Genomic DNA, 25,526 nt, shown 5'->3' on the forward strand with positions numbered 1-25,526 from the left:
TTCTCACAAAATCGACTAAAATGCAAAAAAATCAAGTTTCCTATTGAATTTTCTTATTCATTTCTGACTGAAAGCTCTCTACCGTTGTAACACCTTGTGATTTTCCGCCACTATATGAGCTTGCACCCTTGTATGTATAAAAGAGAATAAAAGCCATTGCGTAAAGAAAACATACAAAAACTATGGTAGGATAAATCCAATTTCTCACATTCTAGCCTTTAAACTTATGAAATTAAGATTTATATACAAAAAAAAGATATAATCTAATCTTCAATTCCACTTATAACACTCGCAGAGAGTATTTCAAAAATAGTGTTAGCAAATATAATACCAAAATTCTAACATATTTTACTTTTTTTGTGAAGTATTTTAGAAAAGGAAAGTTAAAGAACAATGAATATTTTTTATAAAATTACATTTCTATATTGCATCATTGCGAGTATAGCAGTATTTGGCATAGAAACAACACATTCACAAAATATGGATAGCAACAAAAAAGAAGCAGAAGCCAAAGCCTTAAAACCAGTTAAAACAAATGGTTTCCATGCGACATATACAGAGCAGTACAAATGGGAATATGGTTCAACCTTTTTAGGTTTTTTGGCAAAAAATAATATTTCTGAAAAAACATATTATAATCTTAGCCCAGAAGATAAAGAGCTTGTTGCTGATGTAAAAACAGATAGTGATGTATTTGTTGTGCGTGATTCTTTGGGGGCACTTTTGCAAGCCTTTCTTTCTTTAAACGCAGATACACAGGTGCATATTTTCTATGATTTTGCAAAAGAGCAATATAGTCTTGAAATTATTCCTATCATATCAATACAATTAGAGCAAAAAGTTGTAGCGCAGATTCAAGATGGTGGTGGACCATCAAAAGCATTATATGGAGCAACACAAGATCCAAAATTAAACCAAGAATTTATTGCTGCATATAAAATACGTCAGGTTGTGCAAAAAGGCGATAGGATAGCAATAATATATCTAAGGCAGTATAGGCTAGGAAAACCAATTGGCTCACCAGATATAAAATCCATCGCTGTAGAATCTAACAAAACTTTTCAATACCTATTTGGATATAAAAACCGCTACTATGATTTAGATGGGAAAGAAATGGCAAATTTTTTCTTGATTACACCAGTTAAATATCGTAGGATAAGTTCTAGATTCTCATCTGGGCGAAGACACCCTGTTTTAGGTTATGTTCGTCCACATTATGGAGTTGATTATGCAGCTATTACAGGCACACCAATTTATGCAGCAGGTGAAGGACGCATTACTTTTTCTGGGATAAAAGGTGGATATGGTAAGGTTGTGGAGATTAGTCATCCTGGTGGTGTCAAAACCTTATATGCACATATGAGTAAAATTGCTGGAAGCAGTCGTGTTGGTACTTATGTAAGACAAGGCACATATATTGGCAATGTTGGCAGCACAGGGCTTAGTACGGGACCACATTTACATTTTGGTGTATATAAAAATAATAAACCAATTAATCCGCTAGGACAGATTAAAACTGCACGCAGCGAATTGAGTGGAAAAGACAAAAAGGCGTTTATAGAGTTCGCACAAGATGCAAAAAGGACACTTGATTCTTTCATAAAAAATGCAGTGTTTGATAATAGCACTTTTGTTGTGCAAAAAACGCTCATCCATGATGATTTTATAAATGAAGATTCTGATGAGATTGAATATAGTGACACCACAGGCGATAATAATATATAATATGTAATATAAGGAATGCTATGCTAACCAATATGCTTTGCTATAAGGGGCAAAATACACCGCTTCCGCTCCCAAAAACACCCGAAATTATCGACATAAGCCCACTTACAACCTCTAAATATCTGCAATTGCAACAGGTAAGATTTAAAGAAAATGATGATATAAAAGTATGGGACATTGCAAACGCTCATGATAGCGTTGCAGTTTTGCTCTACAATAGAGATAAAGATGGCTTTATCCTTGTGCGACAATTTCGAGTAAGTGTGTTTTTAAAAAATCCATTGCATGGATACATGTATGAATTATGTGCAGGATTATGCGACAAGGATATAAGTCCACAAGAGATTGCAGCACAAGAGATACAAGAAGAGTGCGGATATCATATACAAGCGCAAAAATTGCAATTAATCAACCAATTTTATAGTAGCGTGGGTATGAATGGATCACGTCAGTATTTATTTTATGCTGAGGTGTGTGAACAAGACAAAAAGAGTAATGGCGGTGGAAACAAAGATGAGCAAGAATATATTGATATTATATTTGTACCAAGAAAGCTTATACATGAATTTTTGCAAGATTCTAAATGCCCCACAACACAATCTTTTGTATATGCTATTTTATGGTTTGAGCGACAAAATTTTATTGTGTAATATGCAGAGTAATATAAACTCTATGACCCACAAAGACACATTACCAAATAATTACGCCACATCGTCAATATGTAATTTTGCATAAATTGCTTCATCTATCATAATAATAAACTAGTATAATAAGATTCTTTATTAAAATGAAACACTATGTAAAAAGGAAAGAAATTGAATTTTTACCGTAATTATATAAAAAAGTATATGCAAATATATGATCCTGGCTATCTTAGCTTTGTGTATGCTCTAAAAGCTATGGTAGCTATTAGTATAAGCGCCTTTACACATTACATGCTTTTTGGACAACAAGTTTTAATTTGGGCAACCATGACACCAATTCAAGTGTTTTTGCTCAATGCAACACTAAGCCAACAAGCCGACAGAAAAACGCATTTATTGGGTTTTGCAGTATGCTCTGCCATTGCAGTTGGTTTTTTTACTATACTTGCGGAAAAAGCATTAAATGGTGAGCATAGCTTACTTGATATTTTATGGCTTGCTTGTCCTGTGTTGCTTTTAAGTTTTGGTGTTGGTATGTCTAGGGCACACTCTATTGACTTATATCGCATGTTTATTCCAGTTGTAGTGAATTCATTGGTTGCAGCTGTATATGTAGATTCTCATGTGATTTTACCTATTTACCAAAGCATGTTTGTGGTATTTAGCGGAGCCATCATTGGCATTGTGATAGGCTTTTTGCTTTTAAATAACCCTGGAAATTATGGTAAATATACGCAGGTGTATTATCCTGCTGTGCTAAGCCATTTACAAAATATGGTGAGAAATATTAATTTGCAAAATGAATTTAATCGTTATAGAGATTTGACCTTTTCACTCATTCATAATATCAAACAAACATTGCATACAAAATCAAATCTTTATAATGATAGCTACATGATTAAAAACATTAAACGAGCTATATTTTATATTTATAGAATAGAGGATATTTATTTTATAGTCAATCTTTTGCCAAATTATCACATTGCAAAAAAATATCCATTGCTTCAGCATGAAATCATTGAGAATATTAACAGCTTAAGTAAAATCTTTAGCGGTAAGATTCCAAAAATAGAAAGACAACAAGCAGATAAAATACTTAATATAGAAAATGCAAATGAAACTGAAAAAGCATTGCAAAATATTTTAAGGGTTTTATATTATAAAATGGAATCTTTTTGTCGTGTGGGGAAGAATCCTGATCCAGCGTTTAATCCCCCTGCAAAAAAGAGCTTTAAAAATATTCTTAAAGCATTTGATTATAATAATGTTACTTTTCGATTTAGTGTCAAATATTCTATTGCGATTGGAATGTCGCTTATCTTTGCTACACTTTTACATATTAATCGCGGGATTTGGATTAGTATGGGGGTTGTAAGTGTGGTTCGTCCATCGATTGGTGGTATGCAAAAGGTAAGCTTTGAGTATTTTTTTAGCGCTGTTATAGGTATTGGCGTTGGGGTTGCAATCTCTGTTTTTTCAAACACATATGTGTTTTATTTGCTTTTTGGGCTACTTGTTTTCTTGGTAGTATATTTACGTGTATTTCCATTTTGGTTATGGTCTGGCTTTATGATGTGTCTTTTTGTCATGATGTATTCTATTATGTATGAAGACTTTTTGCTTTATGTGTTTGATAGATTGGTTGATATTGGCATTGGAGTTGTGTTTGCAATGGTTGTTTTTCGTGTCGTATTCCCACGTTTTGCACACAATCTTCTAAAACCTTTACTGGTAAAACAAGCTGGGCTATTAAAAGATATATGCACGATTATAATAGATTCCAATAGAGAGATAAAGCCGCTTGATAGTCATGCAATTCAAACAAAGCATGCAGAATTTTTACATAATGTCGAGGAATTAAAAAATCATTTAAGAGATTCTAAGACCGAGAGGGCAGAGGCTAGCAATCAAATTGTTGTATATGGTTTTGACTTGATTAATGTTTTAGAATCCTTGATTATTAAAGTGAATGAAATTGCACAAATTTATTCATCAAGCACCTATGACAAAGATATGAAAGAGATCTATGCAAATGATATTTGTGTGTTACAAGAAAGATTTTTAATGATTGAGAATCTTTTAACAAATAAACCCACTCACTTTAACTTCGAAGAAAACAATGTATTTCTAGGCAAACAGCACACCCATTTCTCCTGGACCACACATGAAATATTTCAAAGCCAAAATAAACTCTATAATCTTTTAAATGAAAAGCATATTAGTGCGCCAGAATAATTATTTGGGAATACATAAGATTTTATCTCTCAAAGAAAGTATACAACTATATAGAAGTGTCATGAAGCTGCGTAAAAATAATGGATAGAAGGGCTGCGTGAGGTATGTTTGAAGTAATTTTAAAGTAGGGTTTATGTGCAATAAATTACATCTATTCTTGATTTAAATTAGTTTTAAAAAAATATTTTAAAAACTCAAAATTATGTCGATATGAGAGTAACAAGCAAGGATGCTTGGGATATTTTTACAATATTATTCACAAGGAGTGAAAAATGGCTTTTCAAGTCAATACTAATATTAATGCGTTAAATGCGCATGTGCAGAATGTTGTTACCCAAAGAGGTTTGAAAGATTCTTTGGAAAAGTTAAGTTCAGGTTTGAGAATCAACAAGGCAGCAGATGATGCTTCTGGCATGATCATTGCAGATAGCTTGAGAGGTCAAGCAAGTGCATTAGGTCAAGCTATTGCAAACACAAATGATGCTATGGGGATTATTCAAATTGCTGATAAAGCAATGGATGAGCAACTTAAAATTCTTGATACTGTGAAAGTGAAAGCTACACAAGCAGCACAAGATGGACAGACTACTGAATCAAGAAGAGCGATTCAATCAGATATTGTACGCCTTATCCAAGGTCTTGATATGATTGGAAACACTACTTCTTTCAATGGTCAGAAGTTACTATCTGGTTCTTTTACAAACAAAGAATTCCAAGTTGGTGCTTATTCAAATGAATCTATTAAAGCTTCAATTGGTGCAACAACAAGTGATAAAATCGGGCAAGTAAGAATTATGACAGGTGGGCTAATTACAGCATCTGGAACAGTAAGCACAGTTTTCAAAAACGTGGATGGTGTGAATGATGTGAAATTGCAATCTGTTAAGATTTCTACAAGCGTTGGCACAGGTATTGGTGTATTAGCTGAAGTTATCAATAAAAGTTCAGATAAAACAGGTATCAGAGCAGTAGCAAATGTTATCTCAACTTCTGATGAGGCGGTAAAGTCTGGAACAATGTCAAATGTTATTATTAATGGTATTACACTTGGTGATATTAATGACATTAAAGCTGGTGACTCCGATGGTCGTTTGGTGCAAGCATTTAATGCAGCAACAAACCAAACAGGTGTTGAGGCTTTTACCGATGAGAGAGGGCGATTAACATTGCGAAGCACTGATGGTCGTGGTATCAAGATTTCTATTGGTAAAAACGAAAAAGGTCAAAGTGGCAAAGTGCCTGATGTGGCAGTGAAATCTATGAATGGTGGTCAAAAGCTTGAAGGTAAGGGCTCTGAAAACTATGGACGCTTATCTCTTAGCAGACTAGATTCTAGAGATATTATTGTAATGTCTGGTGCTGATGCGAAAAACACTTATAAGGCTTTAGGTTTTGACAACAAGAGCGTTGCAAAAACAGTTGTGAATTTGCGTGATACTATGGGTGCGTTTAACAAAGATGTTAAAAGTGCTGCTGGTGCGAACTTCAATGCTGTTGTAGCAAGTGGTGGTGCAGAGCTTGGTGCTGGTGTTACTACTTTAAGAGGAGCTATGGTTGTTATGGATATTGCTGAATCTGCAACTAAGATTCTAGATAGAATTCGTGCGGATTTAGGTTCTGTTCAAGGACAAATGATTTCAACTGTGAATAACATTTCTGTAACACAAGTAAATGTTAAAGCAGCTGAAAGCAATATTAGAGAGGTAGATTTTGCTCAAGAATCTGCAAACTTTAATAAACTCAATATTCTTGCACAATCTGGTAGCTATGCATTGAGTCAGGCAAACGCTGTGCAACAAAACATCTTGAGACTTTTAAGCTAGTCTTGACTGGTAACAAGTTTTAATGATGTCGCCTATTTACAATAGGCAGTAATTCCAAGTTTACATCTCCTTGCTCTCCCCATATCTTAATGGATATGGGGGTGCCTAGCAACTCTTTAATTTACAATCTACTTTCATCTATATGTTCTATTTTTATAATCACACACTATTTTTTATAAATATTTTTGCTTGTAATCTGTTCTATGTGTTTTGTAGGTAAAAAATCAGATAATGTAAAGTAGAAGCCTATAAGATATTATATTTTTTGTTATAATCTTACTTTATTGTTCGAAATGATATTTATATTATATAAAAAGGAAAAATAGTGCAAAAAGTTGTCCTTATTATTACAGATGGCATTGGATATAGCGAGAAGACAGAATATAATGCTTTTTTTCATGCTAAAAAGCCACATTATGATTATCTTTTTCAACACGTTCCACATTCACTTATTAGCACCTATGGGTTAAGTGTTGGATTACCAGAAGGGCAGATGGGAAACTCTGAGGTGGGGCATATGAGTTTAGGAAGTGGGCGTATCCTCTATCAAGATTTGGTAAAAATTAATACCGCTTTGCAGGATCAAAGCATTAAATCTAATAAAGCATTTAATACAATAATAGATTCTGTGCAGACATTACATCTATGTGTATTGGCAAGTGATGGCGGTGTGCATTCGCATATTAATCATTTGAAATCTTTAGCATTATTAGCAAAAGAGCGACAAAAGAAAGTATGGTTGCATTTAATCACGGATGGCAGAGATGTAAAACCCCAAAGTTTTCTTTCTCATTTAGAAACATTACAAGATATTTTATGTGATCATATCCAAATTGGCAGTATTTGCGGGAGATTCTATGCTATGGATAGAGATAAGCGGTGGGATAGGGTGCAATGTGCATTTGATGTGCTTGCTTATGGAGAGAATCCACAGACTTGCAGTATAGAGTCTTATATACAGAGGCATTATGATGAAGGAATCTTTGATGAGTTTATAAAGCCTGCTAGCTTTAATGGTTATACTGGTTTTAAGGCATATGAAAGTCAAGATGACCAAGATTTTATTAATGTATCAAACTTAGATTCAAGCACAGAGGGATTTATCTTTGTGAATTATCGCAGTGATAGAGCAAGAGAGATTGTTGCAAGTTTGGGTTTAAAAAGCTTTAGCGAATTTCCTAGGAAGTTTTTCCCAAATCTTTTTGTAGGATGTATGTGCGAGTATGATGAAAGTTTTCCTTTCCCTATTCTTTTTCCAAAAGATAAAGTGCAAAATACAATTGCTGAGATTCTAAGTAAACAAGGGTTAAAACAAGCTCATATTGCAGAAACAGAGAAATATGCGCATGTAACCTTCTTTTTTAATGGTGGTAGAGAAGAAGAATGGGAAGGGGAAACACGGCTGCTAATAGAATCTCCAAAGGTAAAAACCTATGATTTGAAGCCAGAGATGAGTGCTAGAGAAGTGGGTGATGGTGTATGTGAGTTTATCACTCAAGGATATGATTTTATTGTGGTGAATTTTGCTAATGGCGATATGGTGGGGCATACAGGTAATTTTGAAGCTGCAATTAAAGCCGTTGAAGCAGTGGATAGTGAAATCGCAAAGATATGGAATCTTGCAAAGCAAAAGGGATATAGCATTATAATGACAAGTGATCATGGTAATTGCGAAGAAATGAAAGATTCTAATCTCAAACCTTTGACAAATCATACAATTGGTGATGTATTTTGTTTTGTAGATTCTAGTGGTGTGGATTCAATAGATAATGGCGCATTAAGTAACATTGCTCCCACTATATTAAAGCTTATGGAAATTCCTATCCCAAGTGAAATGGACAAGCCATTATTTTAATTTATGATCTTTGTGAAAAATAGTTTATTGTTTTTCCGTGACTCTAGAAGGTTAATAAAGCTGTATCGCAGATATTTTATTACAATTTGCTTAGATTTTATTTGCATCAAGGATATAATATATAAGCCCTTGCATTGGCGGTTTATTACATAGACATTTATGATGTTTTATATTTGTGTCAAGGGCTTAGGCAATGTGAGTTAAATTTTTATATATGCAAATGACAGAGTAGGCCTAAGGAGTTATCTTTTATAATAGATAAATATGAGGCATAAATGATTTGCATTATTTAGTTTTATGTAGCCATGCTAAAAATTAACTTTTACCTAATGTTTGCAAGAGGGCTTTTACCATGTCATTTGGCTGCATTTGCAATATATCTTCGCTTAGTGTCTGTAAAGCTTGTGTAATTTGTGTATCTTTGAAACCCAGTGCATTTAAGGCTTCATGAGCCAACTGTACATTTACATTGTTTGGTGCTTGTATATTTTGCGTATAATTAGCCAATTCGAGCATAATTTTTCCAGCAACTTTTGCACCAACGCCTTTTACACTTTTAAGTGCAGCAAGATTGTTTGTTTGCACAATAGCAAGAAATTGATCCGCAGAATAGTTTGATAGAATCATTAGGGCAATCTTTGCACCAACGCCATTTACTTTCAATAGCTGCAAAAATATCTCTCGTTCACTACGCGTTTCAAATCCATATAATAAATGGGAATCTTCTCGGATAACTTCAGCAATTTCAAGTGTTACATGTGTTTTATTTTGTAGTGCAACACTTGTAAGCAATGAAATCTCAATCATATAAGTAATACCAGAGACTTCTAACTCTACACTTGTTGGTAAAAGTTTCTCTATATTTCCCTTTAATCTTACAATCATTATGTGTCCTTAGCTTTTAGTATAAATATAAATCGCTATATATGATGGAAGCGGATATATCTCATACAAGATGTATGTTATCAATGTTTGGGTTACATGTTCAAATAAAAGCAATGCAATAAAGCACTTTTAAGTGGGTTTATTTTGTATAAACCCAAAAAATTAAATTATGCTGTATTATTATGGAGATAGTCCATTTTAAGCAAACATTGGTGCAACAATAAAGCCCAAAGCAACTGCAAATGCAACTGCAATAATACCAGGCAGTATGAAGCTGTGGTTGAAAACAAACTTACCAATACGCGTCGAACCAGTGTCATCCATCTGCACTGCACCAAGAAGTGTTGGATAGGTAGGAAGCACAAATAACGCTGAAACAGCAGCAAAGCTCGCTACCAATATATATGCAGAATCTGCATTTGTAGCATTAATGCCAAGCGCAGCAATAACGACAGGCATAATTGCCTTAGCTGTAGCTGCTTGAGAGTAAAGCAGCATGCTTGCAAAGAAAAGTGCTACCGCTAAAAGTGCAGGATAATCACCTACTAGCTTACCAGCTAGATTCCCAATCTCTTCCTTGTAACCATCAACAAAAGTGTTGCCAAGCCAAGCCACGCCTAAAACGCACACACATGCTGTCATACCAGCCTTAAAAGTGCTTGCATCAAGCAATTTGCCTGTTTCTACTTTACAGAAAATCACAATTAGAGTTGCAATCATTAGCATAAAACTCATAATTGCTCCATCGCGTGGTAACCGCACTGGGTCAATGTAGCTTTTTACCATTACGGAGAGATCAGCCAAGACCCCATCTTTTTTTGCAAAATCGGGCAAGATGCTAACAAGATTCTTGCTTAGTGAATCTAGTCGAGATTCTATTAGCTCAATGGCTTTTTTGTTTTGCTCATTTTTAGCAATAGACTCAATCTCGACCTTTGCAGTAGTAAAGGCGCTCTGAAGTTTTTGTATTTCATTTGGATTTGCCTTAATTGCCGGGATAGAATCGATATAGACTTTTTTTACCATTTCTAGTGGTGCAGCAAGGTTTTGCTTTTCTGCTTTGAGTTGCTCAACATCTGTTATTGCAAGAAGATTATTGGCATCACGTGTGATCAAATCTAGCTCTTTATCCACATATACAGGGATATTTTTGCTCACAAAATTTAACATTGGTTGTCGCACAACATCAGATATTGAAGTTGCATAAACAACCACGCAAAGCACACCTGCAAGGAAAATCCCAACACTTAATTTCGCTCCTTTTCTTAGCTCAATATGTGCTGCTCCATTTGTTGGTTTAACAAGCCCAGCTTTCAATCGCTCTTGATATACAGGATCTTTGCTTAAATCAAGCGGAAAAAATTTGCTCACCACAAAAGCAGTTAACATACACGCACTAAAAGTTGTGATAAGCCATACTAAAAGTAAAGTGGGGTAACTCCAACCAAATGGTTCTAATACTCCAGTCATATATACCACAGCTGCACTTACTGGACTTGCAGTAATGGCAATTTGACTTGAAACAACAGCAATTGAGAGAGGCGCTGAAGGCTTAACATTTTGCTCCTTTGCTACCTCTACAATCACAGGAATCATAGAGAATGCAGTATGTCCAGTCCCTGCTAAAAACGTCAAGAAGTAGGTAACAGTTGGAGCAAGATAATTAATATATTTTGGATTTTTTCTTAGAATCTTTTCTGCTACCTGTACCATATAGTCTAGCCCACCAGCAAGTTGCATCGCTGCAATCGCTGCAATAACAGACATAATAATAAGAATAACATCCCAAGGAATAGCACCTGGCTTCATGCCCAATAAGAGACAAAGCACGACTACACCAAATCCACCAGCATAGCCAATCGCCATGCCACCAAGCCGAATTCCGATAAAAATAGCTCCAAGTAATACGGCAACTTGAAGTATAAGCACTAATATTTCCATATTAATCCTTTAAAATTTGCACTATCCTTCTGGTGATTTCAGTGGATTTACAGGTATTGGGCGGTCTTGTTGCCACGAGTTGCCTAAGGGCAGGTAGGTTGCTATCACGTTTCTAAGCAATTTCTCTGCTCTGTGTTTGAGATCCACATAAAATCGCTTTAAAGATACTGCTGCATTATTTCGTGTTATTGAATCTAAAATACCAATCTAACTTACAAAAGCCTTTTGGGTGATTTTTGTTTATTTTGGAATGTTTGGGGTAGGGCGATGTCTTGAGTGATCAAGAATAAGCCACGCCAAACAATCGCATAAAAAACACTAAAAGACTAATACAGCCTTATGCAAAAGGCGAATTTTTTTGGAACTTTGCCTTATCTTCAGCACTCATATGAGGATTAAGCATATTTTGTGGTTGAAAGATTTCATCAAGCTGCTCTTTGCTTAAGAGTTTGCGTTCAAGTGCAATGTCTTTAACGGGTTTGCCAGTTTGTAAAGATTCTTTGGCGATGGAAGCTGAGTTTTCGTAACCAATATAAGGGTTTAATGCAGTAACAATGCCTATGCTGTTGTATACAAAATCACTGCATACTTTTTCATTTGCTGTGATTCCATCGACACATTTGCTTGCTAAAGTAAGCATTGCGTTTCTCATCATAGAGATAGAGTTAAATAATCCATAAGCAATTACAGGTTCAAATACATTAAGCTGTAGTTGTCCGCCTTCACTCGCAAAACTTACGGTTACATCATTACCAATAACTGCATAGCACACTTGATTGACTACTTCTGGAATTACAGGGTTGACTTTACCAGGCATGATAGAACTTCCAGGTTGCATTTTGGGAAGATTAATCTCATTTAGTCCTGCACGCGGTCCAGAGCTTAAAAGACGCAAGTCATTACATACCTTAGAGAGTTTTACTGCTACTCTTTTTAAAACACCGCTTACTTGCACGTATGCACCAGTGTCTTGTGTTGCCTCTATCAAATCATCAGCTGTCTTGAATGGATGTCCTGTTACTTCACAAAGCTTCTTTTGTACAATCTTTGGATAATCTGGATGAGAGTTTATACCTGTACCAATTGCTGTACCACCCATATTAATTTCTGTAACAAGAGATCGTGCTTCAAGCACACGTGCAATGTCTTCGCCCATCATTACCGCAAATGTGTGAAACTCTTGCCCTAGAGTCATAGGCACAGCATCTTGAAGCTGTGTACGCCCCATTTTAAGTACATTTTTAAATTCTTGAGCCTTTTTCTCAAAAGATTTTTGAAGCACTTCCATATCTTTTGCGAGAGCTGAAAGCTCATCATAAAGAGCTACATGGATAGCGGTAGGGTAGGAGTCATTAGTGGATTGTGAGAGATTAACATGATCATTTGGATGGCAGTATTGATACTCACCTTTTTTGTATCCCATAATTTCTAGTGCAAGGTTTGCTACTACTTCGTTGGTGTTCATATTTGTGCTAGTTCCAGCTCCGCCTTGAATCATATCTACGACAAATTGATCTCTTAGTTCGCCATCAATGATTCTATCGCATGCTTTGCAGATAGCATCTTTCTTCTTATCATCAAGCAATTGAAGCTCATTGTTTGCCAAAGCAGCTGCTTTTTTTACTTGAGCAAATGCTTTAATAAAGCTTGGATAGCTACTGAGTTTATCGCCTGTAATATTGAAGTTTTGCAACGCCCTAAAAGTTTGCACACCATAATACACATCATTAGAGATCTCTAATTCTCCGATAAAGTCATGTTCTACACGTTTTTCCATGAGTAAACTCCAAAAAATGAATTTCGCAATAAATGTTACTGCTTCACTCGGATTATAGCACAAAAAGAACAAGTATCTATGTTTTTGCTAACATTTAAATATAATGCCATATTTTCATTTTTACATTGTATTTCTACGGTGTTTTTAGTATTGCAATGATTTGTCATACAACTTATGACTATCCTTATCTTATGGCAAATTTTGTATTACTTTTTATAACTAAAGTGTAAGCAGGATTTTTAATTATATTCTCTTGGTTTATAATTTATAATGGAAGCATAATTACAACAATTTCTATACAATGAGGAGTTTTTCTTTATTTGCACATTGCACAGCATCAGCAAGTATTTGGTGTAGTGCAAAATTTAGATAAGCGATAATAATGTGTTTATAAGTGACTTATTCTTAAGCTTTAAATAAAACTCTTATTTTGGGGTTGCAGATAGGTTGAGCGATTTTGCATATTTCTTTGAGGCTTAGTGGTTGCTTGGCTTATATCTGTGATGACTATAGATATATTTGGGCAAATTGTTTGTTATAAAAATCTTAGATAAGCAATTTTTCTTTTACATTACTTCGCATATCGTTTAGTCAATAGAATCTGCTTTGTATTTAGGATTATTATAATAATTTAAGTAGATTAGCATTAACTTTAGTGTCTTAGGTAAGAGCTTGTAGATTTATGAGTGCGGCAATGATTATGGGGATTAAAAGTTAATTTTCTATATAATCTAAATTGTTTGTTTATTCTTGGGAACACATTTTGCTTAAAGGGGTGTGTATTCAAATTTTTCGCAAAGGATGCAAACATGAGTTTTAGGATAAATACAAATATCGCAGCACTCAATGCACATACAATCGGTGTGCAAAACAATAGGGCAATAGCTAACTCGTTAGAGAAGTTAAGTTCTGGTTTGAGGATTAATAAGGCAGCAGACGATGCTTCGGGTATGTCAATTGCAGATAGTTTGCGTAGTCAGGCAAGCTCACTAGGACAAGCAATTGGCAATGCAAATGATGCGATTGGTATGATTCAGATTGCTGATAAAGCAATGGATGAGCAGCTAAAGATTCTTGATACCGTAAAGGTTAAGGCAATTCAAGCTGCCCAAGATGGACAAACTACTGAATCAAGACGTGCGTTGCAAAATGATATTGTACGACTTTTAGAAGAGCTTGATAACATTGCTAATACAACAAGTTATAATGGACAGCAAATGCTATCTGGTGCTTTCTCAAATAAAGAGTTCCAAATTGGTGCGTATTCTAATACAACAGTAAAAGCTTCGATCGGTCCGACAAGTTCAGATAAAATTGGACATGTAAGACTTGAGAGTTCGTCTGTAACAGGTATTGGTATGCTTGCAAGTGCTGGTGCCAAAAATCTTAAAGAAGTAGCATTGAAATTCCGTCAAGTTGATGGCAAGAAAGATTACAAACTTGAAACTGCAGTCATTTCTACAAGTGCTGGCACAGGTATTGGTGTATTAGCAGATACTATCAATAAATTCTCTGATACCTTAGGTGTGCGTGCGTATGCAACAGTGCTTGGGACTGGTGGTGTGCCAGTGCAGTCTGGAACAGTGCATGGCTTGGTTGTAAATGGAACGACTATTGGGACGATCAATGATGTGCGCAAAAATGATGCTGATGGTAGATTGATTAATGCCTTTAACTCAATTAAAGAAAGAACAGGTGTGGAAGCATATGTGGATATTGAAGGTAGATTAAACCTTAGAAGTCTTGATGGACGTGCTATATCTGTACATACCGAAGGTAAAACTGGTGAAGTGCTTGGTGGCGGTAGCTTTGCTGGAGTATCTGGTACAAACCACGCTATTGTTGGTCGTATTAGTCTTGTGAGAACAGATGCAAGAGATATCATTGTATCTGGGACAAACTTTAGTAGTGTTGGATTCCACTCTGCACAAGGTGTTGCACAATATACTGTGAATTTACGCTCTGTTCGTGGTAATATGGATGCCAATATTGCAAGTGCAAGTGGTGCTAATGCGAATGCGGCTCAAGCACAACAAAATATTGATGGTATTGGTGCAGGTGTTACTTCATTGCGTGGTGCGATGGTTGTTATGGATATGGCTGAATCTGCTATACGACAACTTGATAAAATTCGTGCAGATATGGGTTCTGTGCAAATGCAACTTGTTGCTACGATTAATAACATTTCTATTACACAAGTTAATGTTAAAGCAGCTGAAAGTCAAATTAGAGATGTGGATTTTGCACAAGAGTCTGCAACATTTTCTAAGCATAATATTTTGGCACAATCTGGTAGCTTTGCTATGGCTCAAGCTAACGCAGTACAACAAAATGTTTTAAGACTTTTGCAATAGTAAAAACTTTTGAAATAAACAAGTTTATATTATTAAACTCTATTTCAAAACGATAAATCATGCCACATTTGCCTATATGGTGAATGTGGCTTTTTTGATTCTGTAATTTAGCTGCGTTTTGTTATGATGATATATATTGACAATCGTATTAGGTATGCTTATAGAATCTATGCAGACATGCAATCATTGCAAACGTAGTCTTTCCAATGGATGCTCACACTTTAACCCCTTGATCAAAAAAGATAAAATTTAGATTGCATTTCTACAATACATGTTGGCTTATTTGCCCCTTTTATTGTATTGGGAATTATAAATTTAGATTCTATACTCATTTATGCTTAATTGCATGACTACTTTTTGGTAGTAGCACTAATTCTATAATGTATTTTCAGGGATTAATCTTGTTAGAATAATTTGAATCTTTGTTAATAAATAATCTGTTTAATATCTTGTTCATACATTATGAGCGTTATGGTGAGTAGGGTGTAGATTAGGTATTTTCCCTTTAGAATTCTAGGAATAAAGTTATGTGATTGGCTATAGAGGGATCATGGTATTATCTTGTGATAGAGCACAAGAATATCTGCGTACGCAATAAATGATTATGCTAAATAGTAATTATTCACTTATCTTTTCAATAGCAACAAGCGAGGAGCTTCCACCAAATACCTTTTCATGTTCTTTAGCAAGCACTTTTAGATTTTGTCCTTTGATACTTATACGCAAGAGACCGACATTTAAAAAACCTATTTTTTCTAAAAATAAAGATTCTAACTTACCATCATATAAGCCGCAAAAACGCAACATTCTAGGCAACACTTCAATTTTTATGGAAAGCTTTTCGCCATCTAGCGTTGTTTCTGCACTCATAAACTCTCTCACACCAAGTTGATTTGATAGCTCGCTTGTTCGTAAAAAGTAAAAACCATGATGTTTTTTTATGCTTATATTGTATAAATCACTTGGAGAATAGATTCTGCCATTCATTTGTGCTTTTATGCTAAACTCGACACAATCTTGATTGCACGTAATATGCTCAATTACGCCATTAATTGGCGATACTATAGCATCTGGCATTGTTGGATTGATAAGTTTTGAGCTACAAAAGAATAGCCATGCAAGTAAAACAAGCAATACAATCCCTGTAAGAATATAGAATCCAAAATATGCAGTAATTAACCCAATTATAATAATAATGTAGGCACCTTGTTTACTTTCGCTCTCTATAACACGCATCTCTTTCCTTTGAAATAAAATACCTAGATTATAGCAAGTTTTTGACACAAACACGCTTTTAGATTCTTATTGTTTTGGGTTTTTCAATCTATAGAGATGGCCTTCTCTCTTCTTTAATATAATAGTCATTGGGAGAGTTAGGCATTGACACATTTGGGGTTTAAAAGCCATTTTGTGAGAATCTAAGTGCTTATATCTTTGCTTGTTGATTGTATTTCGAGGTTTTCAATCAGATTACTAACATAATGGTTATTGTATTGTTACAGCAAATACTTATTTAGAATCTAGCAATCTTTAATTCTATAGGATTTAGTGGATATAGGCTAGGTATACCTTTAAGTATCAAAATCATTTGCTTAAGCTATATGTATATGCTTAGAAATTTTAGGTTGTATTAATGGATCTATGAATCAAAGATTAAATAACCATTCGTATGACATCAGAGAAGCCCTCCGCATCATTTGCTAATACATAGTATTCCACACCTATTTCTCTTCCTTCTTCCATTGTATTGTAGTCAAGAGGTGTGGGTGTAACTACGATAAATACTGGATTTTTAGCATTTGGTGTTGCTTTGTATTCTTTTATAAAGTCAAAAGCTAATAGTCCCATATTTTTATAATCAAGTATAACTATATCTTGTGGTTTTGTGCCTAATTTTGTGAGGGCTTCAAAAGGATTGTGTTCAACAGTCACTTTAAGACTAGAATCTACACGTTCAATAAGCTGCTGGGATTTAAATGACTTTGTATCATTTTCTTGTATTACCATGACATTTTGTATACTGATTTTTTCTAAATCTCTCAATAATCCAAAGAGCTCCTTTGTTTTAGTCGATACAACCTTATTTTTATCAAGTCCTTTGAGGAAATAACGTAGATATGTTTTTGAGTTATAACCCCCATGGATATCTGCATCACGAAAGAATTTTTTTACATATTGATTTGTCTTTGCACGTGCCCACATTGCCTTATCAAGCTCATATCCTTTTGTGTTGAGCAGCTTTATAAAACGTGTTTTTATCTCGGCAGTCATAGGTGCAAACACATTAGCAAATGTTTGGAAATGCTTTTCTTTAAACACCTGCAAACGCGCACTTTCTTTTGTTATGATGTCTTTTTGCTTTGCGATGTAATCTATCAAATCCACAAACCTACGACGCAAGACCTTAACTTCTTTCTCAAACTCCAAATATTCCTTACTTTTCTTATCAGGCATAAGCCTTAGGGTTCGCTCTTCTTCTTCCAGCCTTCTACCAAGTGGCTCAGATTCTGCCTTTGCACCTGCCATACCTATCTTCACATCTTCAATATATTGCTCTAAATGTGTATATGCAACTTGACGCACTAAAAAGATTCGCTCAAAAGCGTATGGTAATGGATATTGTGTTTTTTTATTATACTCTTCAAAGTCTCTATACAATGAAGCAACCTCATGTTTAACCGCCTTTAACTCTTTATTTTCAAGCATAGAATCTAAATCACACAAATCATTGTAGGCGGTAAATAAAAAGCGTTTCATACGCATGAAATCAAGCTCTTTGCTACCTTCTATAAAATCGTGATGATGACTTAAAATATTTTTTTCTCGTGCAAAATATTCATTAATGCAATCTTCTGGGGATTTGGTAACAGGTATTGCTTCTTCATCTTCTAATGACATTTTTAACTGCATTTTTACAACAATGCGATCTTCTACTACAAACTCAACTGCGATATTTGGTGCTAATTCTTCTTCTTCGCCCTGCCACACATCAAAGGTGAATGGATAAATGCGTTTATTTAATGTTTGCTCTATTTTACCTTCTTTATTCGCGGTATCTAAACTGATAATTTGTCCTTCTAGCATTATTGCTCCTTAATCATGACAAAACTATGACAAAGCATAGAACTTTATATTATATCCAAAAACATGTATTTTCAAACACAACGATATTAAAATACATTTTATTCGTTACGCAATACCTGCAATACATCTATTTGACTTGCTTTTTTGGCAGGATAATATGATGATAAGCATACAATAATACATGCACCAATTACAGTCCATAACAGATCTGTCCAAAGTAGTTCAATAGGTAATCTAGATACACCGTATACATCAGCAGGAATTGAGATGATATCAAAGGTTTTTAAAATCCACATGACAATAAATGATCCAATAATACCAAAAATAATACCACTACCACCAATCACTACGCCTAAACGAAAGAATATTTGCTTTACATGTTTCTTACTTGCCCCAAGACTAATAAGCAGAGCAATCTCTTTTCGTCTATTCATAACAACCATGAGTAATGAGCTAATAATGTTTAAACTTGCCATAAGAATAATAAGCATGAGCACCAAAAACAAAGCTTTTTTTTCTAACTCCATGGCTGCAAAGAAATTACCATTTTGTTCCCACCAACCCTGTGCCTCCGCATGGACAATCTTACCACTTTCTTGCATGTAGGCATCAATTGCAAGGCGAATAGATTCTATGTCTTTCATAGGTTCATTAGAAAAGATGTGAAATCCTTCATAGGTTTCATTTCCTACACTACCACGCAATGCTTGTAATGCTTCAAAGGTGGTATAAACAATGGAGTTATCATAATTTCTTAAGCCACTTGCAAAAGTACCATCGATACCAAATTTTTTCATTTTTGGAGTAAGAGCTATTCCTGTTGGGGCAAGTTCTGTAAAAATCAATGTTACTTTCTCATCGTTATGAAGTCCAAGTGAATAGTAAAATGTTTCACCCATAATGAGATTAAAGGTATTGCTAAATTCTTTTGTGCGACTTTCATATAATACTTTATTAACCTCCCTCTCTCGTTCTAAGTCTATGGCATATACGACAAGCGGATAGATTTCTGCGTTCATGCGGATTACTGCTTGTGTTTGCATATATGGACTAAATTTTAATTTTGGAAATTTCTCTTCAAGGTATTCTAAAAGTTCCTTAGAGAGCCCCTTATTGGAAGTTGAAAAAATTGTAATTGGGTAATTCATTATGAAGAGCTTGTGCTCGAACTCCTTTATCATGCCATTCATAATACTCATCGTTACCAAAAGCACCATAACACCCACGCCCACACCAAGAAATGCTAAGATTGCAGTGATGGAAATAAAAGGTTGTGTTTTATCGAATTTAAGATAATGTCGCAATATAAAGGTTATAAGGCGTGTATTTTGCATAGAATCCCTTTTTGTAAAGCCATAATTTTGGGTATTATAACAAAATCCTATAAGTTTCTAAATAACCATATATAATATAACTGCATGTGTGTGAATAGGAGGTATTTGTAAGTGCGACACCTAACTCTACTCAATAATTATACTCCAAGTTTGTGGCTCAAATGATTGCGTAATACCATCATCTTTTGCAATGTATAAAGTTATAATTTAAAATAGTATGTGAAGCAATGTTGAATAAATATGATCTTAAATAAATCTAAAAAATGAGATGTCGTTGTTTGTGGAATATTTCGTGTCAGAGACTACTGATGTATTAAGGTGAGATAGAAGTAAGATGTCTAAAATTATGTAAAAATCATAGCTTAGATTCCAAACAAATCAGCTCATAGGCTTGCATCTATTCTTATTTCAATTATATGCTTCTTAGAGTTTTTATGATTTGGAATTAATTTGCATTTTGTTAAAAACATCTGCAAGATGGAGTTAATCTTGTGTAAAACTTATGATAAGATGAGGTTTGTGAGCTTCTTGTTTGCAAATGTAACTAAAAGAGTGTGTTATATTAAGTGCTATTTATTGCATAATATGGATTGTTTCAAAGGTATTTTTGTGATTCTGCCTCCCCCTCCATTCAAAAGATAAGCAATGTTAATATGTCAATAAGGAGGCAATAAAAAACAATAAATTTAAAAGTGTGTAATCTATGGTATTTTGCACATGATTTATTGAAAAGTTGTTTTGATGTAGAATTACAAAATTTAATAACATGCCCATACCTTAAAAGGCATAACCTGCATTAACCTTTAAGAGAATAGCCCATATATACGCATAAGATTCCACATATATTAGAGAGTAGAACATAAAGGAATGCTGTGAGAAAAAAATGAGTTTGTAAGAGTTTTAATACCTCTAGGCTAAAAGTAGAAAATGTGCTAAATCCTCCAAGCACTCCGATAGTAAGGAATACAAGCAAAAGTGAATCATGTTCTTTTATTGTTGCGACACATATTCCTATGCAAAAACATGCCAACATATTGATACAAAAAGTTGCTATAAAGCTATAATGCAGATATTGACTTGGTAGAATAAGAGAAAAACCATATCCTAAGGAAAATCGTAGTATCGCACCTATACTGCCACCTAAGCCAACAAGTATGAGCTTAATAAGCATTTTTCCATCCCTTTGTATGTATTTTTAATATTATAATATAAAAAATACATAAGGAAAGATATGATAGTCTTAATCGGCGGGGAGAGTCACACAGGCAAAACACTTTTAGCACAAAGATTGCTTGAAACCTATCATTACCCTTATATGAGTCTGGATCACTTAAAAATGGGTTTTATCAAAGGGTTAAAAAATCCACCCTTTAGCGTAGAAGAAGATTCTAAGATTGCTGCGTTTTTGTGGGATATTGTGCTAGGGATTATTGAGACTTGCAATGAAAATGAACAAAATCTAATATTGGAGGGCATATATATAAAGCCAAAAGATGTGAGAATCTTGCTTGATTCTCACCCTTTCTCACCTATAAAGGTATTTTTTCTCATCTTTTCAAAGCAATATATTCTAAAACATTATGATACAATCATTGCTAAAGAAAACATTATAGAAAAACGCAAAGAAACTGATAGTATTTCTAAAGAGCAAATGATAAAAGAGCATAGTATCTTGAAAGAACAATGTAAAAGTTATCATCTCCCATTTATTGAGATACATAAAGACTATGAGCATGAGATACAAGCAGTTACACTATAAACAGTGAACAAAATGCACTTGTGTTGTGTTTCTTTTATATAGAATCACAATGAGGTTTTATGTGTTTTTAGGTTATTGATGTGTATTGCATTTACTTGATTTATATATCTAGAGTTTTTAATATTTCATTGCATCAGTATAAAGGCTACTTGATGTAGTTTTTGACAAAAATAATGTTATGTCATAAATGTCAAAAGCTATTTGATTTGCCATGCACTAAGACTTGAGTTAAATACGGAGTGATTAATGTGATTGGTGAGAACCAGACATTTCCATTTGTTTAGAGTCGCATTAAGATATTCAAGCAAATGGCTATTCTATAAAAACATGATAAAATAATTTATTACATATATCTACAATAGGAGCTTTTATGTATCATGTTGCATGGCAGAGTATGCTTGTAGAAGCCATTGTTTTTATAATGTTTGGAATCTTTGCTGCTATTGCTTTGCATTTTTATGCAAAGAAACGAGCTGATATTGGCAAGGAGAGCAATGCGGAGTCAAAGGATTCTGAAATCTAATATAAGTATAAGTAGTGCGTATAGATTGAATGTGAGTAAAAAGAGGAAAATATGATTCTTTTTCATTCCACATCTACCCAAAGATATAAGGCATATGTCTAGTAAATTTATAGTCATTGCTATTTTTTATAGAAGCTTATAACTAGATTTTAGAGTATAGAAATGGAGAATAAATGGAATTTTTTACCGCTGTTTTTGACGCACTTACTACGACACAAATTGATCTAAAACTGCAAAAAGTTGAATATTTGCAGACAAATTTCTACACATATGATATGCAACATGATACAGAGATTCAAAGTCTTATGACTCCATCTTATGCCTCTTTTTGCAAGGTTATACATCCTACACGTCTGCAACGACCAAAGGGTGGAAACTCAAAAGAATCACTAGCAAAAATCTTGCATTCAATAGCACACATAGAGTATAACGCAATTGATTTAGGGCTTGATGCAGCTTATCGTTTTCGGAATCTACCACTTGAATATTACAATGATTTTATTACTCTTGCCAGTGAAGAGGTTTTGCATTTTAGGCTTTTAGAGTCTTTGTTAAAAATGCTTGGTTATAGTTATGGGGATTTTCCTGTGCATGATAATCTTTTTTGTGCTATGCAAAATACACAAAAGCTAATTGATCGCATGGCACTTGTGCATAAGGGACTAGAAGCCATGGGGCTTGATGCAAATCCTTTTGTGAAAAAAAAGATAGAGCAAGCACAAACGCCATTGAAACACGAGATTCTCGCAGTCCTTGATAGAATTATGCATGATGAGATAGGGCATGTTGCAAAGGGAGTTAAATGGCTAACCTACGCACAAGAGCTCTACAATGATAATCGTAGTTTATGTGAGATTTTGCAAGAGTATGACTTTAATGTTATAGGTAAGATTCCCAACATAGAGGCAAGGCTAAAGGCAGGATATAGTATGCAAGAAATAGAATCCTTGCAGCAATCTTTGAAGTAATTAATAAAGCATATTGTGAATTTACATATAATTATAAAAAGTTATGACCTGCTTATTTTTACATAAGCCTTTTATAGCAGTCAATTACCTTGCTAAGAATTATTATTTCTCAAAATTTTGTAGTTTTTCCACTTGCGTTTGTAATGATTGCACTTTGCGTTCATTCCCTGCTACGCCACCTGCAATAGTAAATAGTATGCTAAGATTGAGGGCAACAAAGAAAAAACACAAGATTCCAACACCAAAGCTAAGTTTTAACGCATTTTTTGTAGTTTTTTTCTGTGCTTGCAATTCATTTTGTAGGGCTTCCACACGTTCAAGTAAGGTTGTTTCATGAGAGTTGTCTTGCATTGTTATCCTTTTTGTATATATCTTACAAGCCATTTACACAAATGTACACAAATAATGCAGATTGTGCCAACAAAGGTAATAGCTGCACCAGGCATGATATTATACGCATAAGCAAGAAACAAGCCAATAATCATAAACAATAATGCAAAAATCCCAGCAAAAAGCATTTGCGTTTTAAGCGTTTTTGCAAAAATATTTCCCATATACGCAGGGATAGAAAGCATGGCTAATACAAGGATTAAACCTGATATTTGCATACTAAGAATGATTCCAATTGCAATAAAGACAAAAATGCTTTGCGTAAAAATACCTGTATGAAGCCCACGCAATTGGCAAAATACAGAATCATAACTAATACTTAGAATCTCTCTATAATATGTGCTAACAAAAAGCAGCAAAACAATATCAAATACACCCATAAACCATAAAGATTCCATATCTACACTAATAAGAGAGCCAAAGAGATATGATTCCATATCTGCATTTGCATTTGGACTAAGATTTATAAAAACCACACCTACAGACATGCCAAGTGCCCATAATATCGCATTAAAAGTATCAATGTGTGTGTGCCATTTTTTTTGCACAAATGCAAGGCTAAATGCTACAATAATTGCACTAAGACTTGCTCCAAGTAACACAGAAAAACCACAAAATAAGGCAATACCAATACCGCCATAAGCACAATGAGCAACCCCGCCACCAACAAAAACAATGCGATTTGATACAAGTAATGACCCAATAACGCCCGCAATAATGCTAATAAGCACAATAGCAAGCAGTGCATTTTGTAAAAAGCTATATTGCACGATGGCTTGTAAAAAAGATTCTAAGGTAGTTAGCATATTGTCCTGTGTTATTAAGATAGTGATATTATAGTGTTTTAAAGCGAATTTTTATTCATAACTCTTTGTTTTAGAATATATATTGCATTTGCAAGGAGTTGTGACATAAAAGATTTTAGAACGAAAACTTGATGTCTAAGCGCAATTAAGAAGTTATGAAGTACATAAAGTTGTAATCAGATTCTACAATGTGTTTGACTCTATAGATCCTATATACCCTAAATCTTATTTTTAAAGACAAGCAAGGTTTTCTCTACAATACCATCAATACCAATGTATTGACCATAGTTATTGCCCTCCAATTGAGGTATCCATGAAGTAATGTCTTCAAGTTCTATATAAGAATCCACAAGTCCTAAAAGTTTTATATCAAGTAAATAATGATTGATTAAGGTTTGTGTCATTGGTAGAAATTCATAATTTCTTTTATCGAGTATAAAAAAGTTTGCACCATGCTTTGCAAACATGAAAAGCAATGTGTTGAGTGGCAAGGGGCTAGATGTAGGACAATGCTTATCTTGAGATTGATGAGCACTACTGCCTAAGATTAATTTAGGGGGATACCCATAGTGGTTGTATCTTAATATAGCGTATTCATCAAGCAATACGGCATAAGGAATATTGTGTTTATGTAGCTCTTTAGCAAGTGTGAAATATGATTCTAAGGAGTATTTTGCCCCATTATCTACGCATATTAAGGCATAGCAGTCAGCCTCCAAGTAATCACAATCTGAAAGACAATTTACTTCAATAAACTTTGCATCATTGTCAAAACTACTAAAAATAATCATATATTATTCCTAAATTATAAAATTAATGTATTGTAATATAGCACATTTTTTCATGATCTAGCTAATTTTGTATCTGTGTTTTCCTTAGTAATAAGTATGTCATTGGATTTACTTAGTTCAAACTTTGTTTAACTTTGCATTGAATGGAGCATGTTATAGATTCTCAAGGCTTATCAAGATATGTAGTATCATCTTAGGGTTTTTATTACTTATCTAGCATGTTTGTGATGAGTGGCATGCTAAGCCTTTGATATTAGCAAAGAATCAAAAATATATAAATAAACAGATGTTTATATGATTAAAGAGTTTGATAGGTTGTTGAAGATTTTAAGCAGGTGTACATGTCTAGAGATTGCAAGGAGTAATTTAACCATAGTTTACAATTGGGTTAATTTGCCATACTGACACGCATAATTCTTCCATTAAAGGTTTCGCCATTTAGCATGCTTATCGCTGTCTTTGCATTTTCATCATCCATTTCCACAAAGGCATACCCTTTAAATTTACGGGTTGTTTTGTCTAGAATTATTCTGCTTGAAATGACATCACCAAATTGTGCAAATATGTCGTTTACTTGCTGCTGCGTTGTGTTGTAAGCTAAATTGCCTATATATATACTTTTCATATCACCC

General features: G+C 34.2%; 20 protein-coding genes and 2 pseudogenes. 9 read left to right on the forward strand and 13 right to left on the reverse strand.

The window, feature by feature from the left end:
* Positions 1–40 precede the first annotated feature (40 nt).
* Positions 41–208 carry a hypothetical protein gene (locus tag LS81_RS11250; RefSeq protein WP_158659190.1) on the reverse strand — a complete coding sequence of 56 codons (168 nt, stop codon included), beginning with the start codon at positions 206–208 and terminating at the stop codon, positions 41–43.
* Between the two features lie 185 nt (positions 209–393).
* On the opposite strand from LS81_RS11250, the gene LS81_RS05120 reads away from it, so the two are divergent.
* The 5 genes from LS81_RS05120 to gpmI all read left to right on the forward strand — a co-directional run bounded on the left by LS81_RS05120 (position 394) and on the right by gpmI (position 8,282).
* Positions 394–1,725, forward strand: coding sequence for a peptidoglycan DD-metalloendopeptidase family protein (locus LS81_RS05120; protein ID WP_034345134.1), 1,332 nt, complete (start codon positions 394–396; stop codon positions 1,723–1,725).
* Between the two features lie 20 nt (positions 1,726–1,745).
* Entirely contained in the window at positions 1,746–2,375 is a 630-nt protein-coding gene (locus tag LS81_RS05125) for an NUDIX domain-containing protein (RefSeq protein WP_081955892.1), read from the forward strand.
* 198 nt (positions 2,376–2,573) lie between these two features.
* Entirely contained in the window at positions 2,574–4,604 is a 2,031-nt protein-coding gene (locus LS81_RS05130; protein WP_237022202.1) for an FUSC family protein, read from the forward strand.
* Between the two features lie 272 nt (positions 4,605–4,876).
* Positions 4,877–6,427, forward strand: a complete 1,551-nt coding sequence (locus LS81_RS05135; protein ID WP_104696444.1) for a flagellin A — start codon at positions 4,877–4,879, stop codon at positions 6,425–6,427.
* Positions 6,428–6,749: 322 nt separating this feature from the next.
* The gene (gene gpmI, locus LS81_RS05140) at positions 6,750–8,282 is read left to right on the forward strand and encodes a 2,3-bisphosphoglycerate-independent phosphoglycerate mutase (protein ID WP_034346698.1); all 1,533 of its coding nucleotides are present in this window, start codon (positions 6,750–6,752) and stop codon (positions 8,280–8,282) included.
* 315 nt (positions 8,283–8,597) lie between these two features.
* Here gpmI and ruvA read toward each other — a convergent pair whose 3' ends face one another.
* From ruvA to aspA, 4 genes and pseudogenes are all read right to left on the reverse strand, one after another.
* Entirely contained in the window at positions 8,598–9,167 is a 570-nt protein-coding gene (ruvA, locus tag LS81_RS05145; RefSeq protein WP_034346699.1) for a Holliday junction branch migration protein RuvA, read from the reverse strand.
* Positions 9,168–9,365: 198 nt separating this feature from the next.
* Positions 9,366–9,941, reverse strand: a pseudogene (locus LS81_RS12410) (anaerobic C4-dicarboxylate transporter family protein); the annotation flags it as partial.
* A 402-nt stretch (positions 9,942–10,343) separates the two neighbouring features.
* Positions 10,344–11,108, reverse strand: a pseudogene (locus LS81_RS12415) (anaerobic C4-dicarboxylate transporter family protein); the annotation flags it as partial.
* Positions 11,109–11,445: 337 nt separating this feature from the next.
* On the reverse strand, positions 11,446–12,885 hold the full coding sequence (gene aspA, locus LS81_RS05155) for an aspartate ammonia-lyase (RefSeq protein ID WP_034346700.1): 1,440 nt from the start codon (positions 12,883–12,885) through the stop codon (positions 11,446–11,448).
* 809 nt (positions 12,886–13,694) lie between these two features.
* Here aspA and LS81_RS05160 point away from each other — a divergent pair.
* Complete coding sequence (locus LS81_RS05160) at positions 13,695–15,239, forward strand: flagellin A (RefSeq protein WP_034316636.1); 1,545 nt, start codon at positions 13,695–13,697, stop codon at positions 15,237–15,239.
* A gap of 618 nt (positions 15,240–15,857) precedes the next feature.
* Here the strand turns inward: LS81_RS05160 and LS81_RS05165 are convergent.
* The 4 genes from LS81_RS05165 to LS81_RS05180 form a co-directional block, all read right to left on the reverse strand.
* On the reverse strand, positions 15,858–16,475 hold the full coding sequence (locus LS81_RS05165; protein ID WP_034346702.1) for a hypothetical protein: 618 nt from the start codon (positions 16,473–16,475) through the stop codon (positions 15,858–15,860).
* Between the two features lie 417 nt (positions 16,476–16,892).
* Positions 16,893–18,323: a response regulator gene (locus LS81_RS05170; protein ID WP_034346703.1), complete on the reverse strand. Its 1,431-nt coding sequence runs from the start codon at positions 18,321–18,323 to the stop codon at positions 16,893–16,895.
* A gap of 98 nt (positions 18,324–18,421) precedes the next feature.
* Positions 18,422–19,657, reverse strand: a complete 1,236-nt coding sequence (locus LS81_RS05175; protein ID WP_034346704.1) for an ABC transporter permease — start codon at positions 19,655–19,657, stop codon at positions 18,422–18,424.
* A gap of 796 nt (positions 19,658–20,453) precedes the next feature.
* Positions 20,454–20,828, reverse strand: a complete 375-nt coding sequence (locus LS81_RS05180; protein WP_034346706.1) for a fluoride efflux transporter FluC — start codon at positions 20,826–20,828, stop codon at positions 20,454–20,456.
* Between the two features lie 60 nt (positions 20,829–20,888).
* Here LS81_RS05180 and LS81_RS11900 point away from each other — a divergent pair, with 60 nt between their 5' ends.
* From LS81_RS11900 to LS81_RS05190, 3 genes are all read left to right on the forward strand, one after another.
* A complete protein-coding gene (locus LS81_RS11900) occupies positions 20,889–21,416 on the forward strand; it encodes a P-loop NTPase family protein (protein ID WP_034346707.1) in 528 nt (175 codons plus the stop codon).
* 370 nt (positions 21,417–21,786) lie between these two features.
* Complete coding sequence (locus LS81_RS11255; protein ID WP_158659395.1) at positions 21,787–21,939, forward strand: hypothetical protein; 153 nt, start codon at positions 21,787–21,789, stop codon at positions 21,937–21,939.
* Positions 21,940–22,112: 173 nt separating this feature from the next.
* Positions 22,113–22,907, forward strand: a complete 795-nt coding sequence (locus LS81_RS05190; RefSeq protein WP_034346709.1) for a ferritin-like domain-containing protein — start codon at positions 22,113–22,115, stop codon at positions 22,905–22,907.
* Positions 22,908–23,009: 102 nt separating this feature from the next.
* On the opposite strand, the gene LS81_RS05195 is transcribed toward LS81_RS05190, so the two are convergent.
* The 4 genes from LS81_RS05195 to LS81_RS05210 form a co-directional block, all read right to left on the reverse strand.
* Entirely contained in the window at positions 23,010–23,258 is a 249-nt protein-coding gene (locus LS81_RS05195; protein ID WP_034346710.1) for a hypothetical protein, read from the reverse strand.
* Positions 23,259–23,260: 2 nt separating this feature from the next.
* Complete coding sequence (locus tag LS81_RS05200) at positions 23,261–24,103, reverse strand: metal ABC transporter permease (protein WP_052096565.1); 843 nt, start codon at positions 24,101–24,103, stop codon at positions 23,261–23,263.
* A gap of 218 nt (positions 24,104–24,321) precedes the next feature.
* Positions 24,322–24,894, reverse strand: a complete 573-nt coding sequence (locus LS81_RS05205; RefSeq protein ID WP_034346712.1) for a hypothetical protein — start codon at positions 24,892–24,894, stop codon at positions 24,322–24,324.
* A gap of 388 nt (positions 24,895–25,282) precedes the next feature.
* Positions 25,283–25,519, reverse strand: a complete 237-nt coding sequence (locus tag LS81_RS05210; protein ID WP_034346713.1) for an RNA recognition motif domain-containing protein — start codon at positions 25,517–25,519, stop codon at positions 25,283–25,285.
* Positions 25,520–25,526: the final 7 nt, after the last annotated feature.

It is taken from the genome of Helicobacter trogontum (genome assembly GCF_000765905.2).
Lineage (GTDB): Bacteria > Campylobacterota > Campylobacteria > Campylobacterales > Helicobacteraceae > Helicobacter_A > Helicobacter_A trogontum.

What these genes read in the sequence shown, in the direction of transcription:
- LS81_RS05160 (WP_034316636.1), top strand. Translation starts at nt 13,695, where the DNA reads ATGAGTTTTAGGATAAATACAAATATCGCAGCACTCAATGCACATACA.
- LS81_RS11255 (WP_158659395.1), top strand. Translation starts at nt 21,787, where the DNA reads ATGTATCATGTTGCATGGCAGAGTATGCTTGTAGAAGCCATTGTTTTT.
- LS81_RS05190 (WP_034346709.1), top strand. Translation starts at nt 22,113, where the DNA reads ATGGAATTTTTTACCGCTGTTTTTGACGCACTTACTACGACACAAATT.
- LS81_RS05125 (WP_081955892.1), top strand. Translation starts at nt 1,746, where the DNA reads ATGCTAACCAATATGCTTTGCTATAAGGGGCAAAATACACCGCTTCCG.
- LS81_RS11900 (WP_034346707.1), top strand. Translation starts at nt 20,889, where the DNA reads ATGATAGTCTTAATCGGCGGGGAGAGTCACACAGGCAAAACACTTTTA.
- LS81_RS05175 (WP_034346704.1), bottom strand. Translation starts at nt 19,657, where the DNA reads ATGCAAAATACACGCCTTATAACCTTTATATTGCGACATTATCTTAAA.
- LS81_RS05200 (WP_052096565.1), bottom strand. Translation starts at nt 24,103, where the DNA reads ATGCTAACTACCTTAGAATCTTTTTTACAAGCCATCGTGCAATATAGC.
- LS81_RS05165 (WP_034346702.1), bottom strand. Translation starts at nt 16,475, where the DNA reads ATGCGTGTTATAGAGAGCGAAAGTAAACAAGGTGCCTACATTATTATT.
- LS81_RS05130 (WP_237022202.1), top strand. Translation starts at nt 2,574, where the DNA reads ATGCAAATATATGATCCTGGCTATCTTAGCTTTGTGTATGCTCTAAAA.
- LS81_RS05135 (WP_104696444.1), top strand. Translation starts at nt 4,877, where the DNA reads ATGGCTTTTCAAGTCAATACTAATATTAATGCGTTAAATGCGCATGTG.
- LS81_RS05195 (WP_034346710.1), bottom strand. Translation starts at nt 23,258, where the DNA reads ATGCAAGACAACTCTCATGAAACAACCTTACTTGAACGTGTGGAAGCC.
- LS81_RS05170 (WP_034346703.1), bottom strand. Translation starts at nt 18,323, where the DNA reads ATGCTAGAAGGACAAATTATCAGTTTAGATACCGCGAATAAAGAAGGT.
- ruvA (WP_034346699.1), bottom strand. Translation starts at nt 9,167, where the DNA reads ATGATTGTAAGATTAAAGGGAAATATAGAGAAACTTTTACCAACAAGT.
- aspA (WP_034346700.1), bottom strand. Translation starts at nt 12,885, where the DNA reads ATGGAAAAACGTGTAGAACATGACTTTATCGGAGAATTAGAGATCTCT.
- LS81_RS05180 (WP_034346706.1), bottom strand. Translation starts at nt 20,828, where the DNA reads ATGCTTATTAAGCTCATACTTGTTGGCTTAGGTGGCAGTATAGGTGCG.
- LS81_RS05120 (WP_034345134.1), top strand. Translation starts at nt 394, where the DNA reads ATGAATATTTTTTATAAAATTACATTTCTATATTGCATCATTGCGAGT.
- LS81_RS05210 (WP_034346713.1), bottom strand. Translation starts at nt 25,519, where the DNA reads ATGAAAAGTATATATATAGGCAATTTAGCTTACAACACAACGCAGCAG.
- LS81_RS05205 (WP_034346712.1), bottom strand. Translation starts at nt 24,894, where the DNA reads ATGATTATTTTTAGTAGTTTTGACAATGATGCAAAGTTTATTGAAGTA.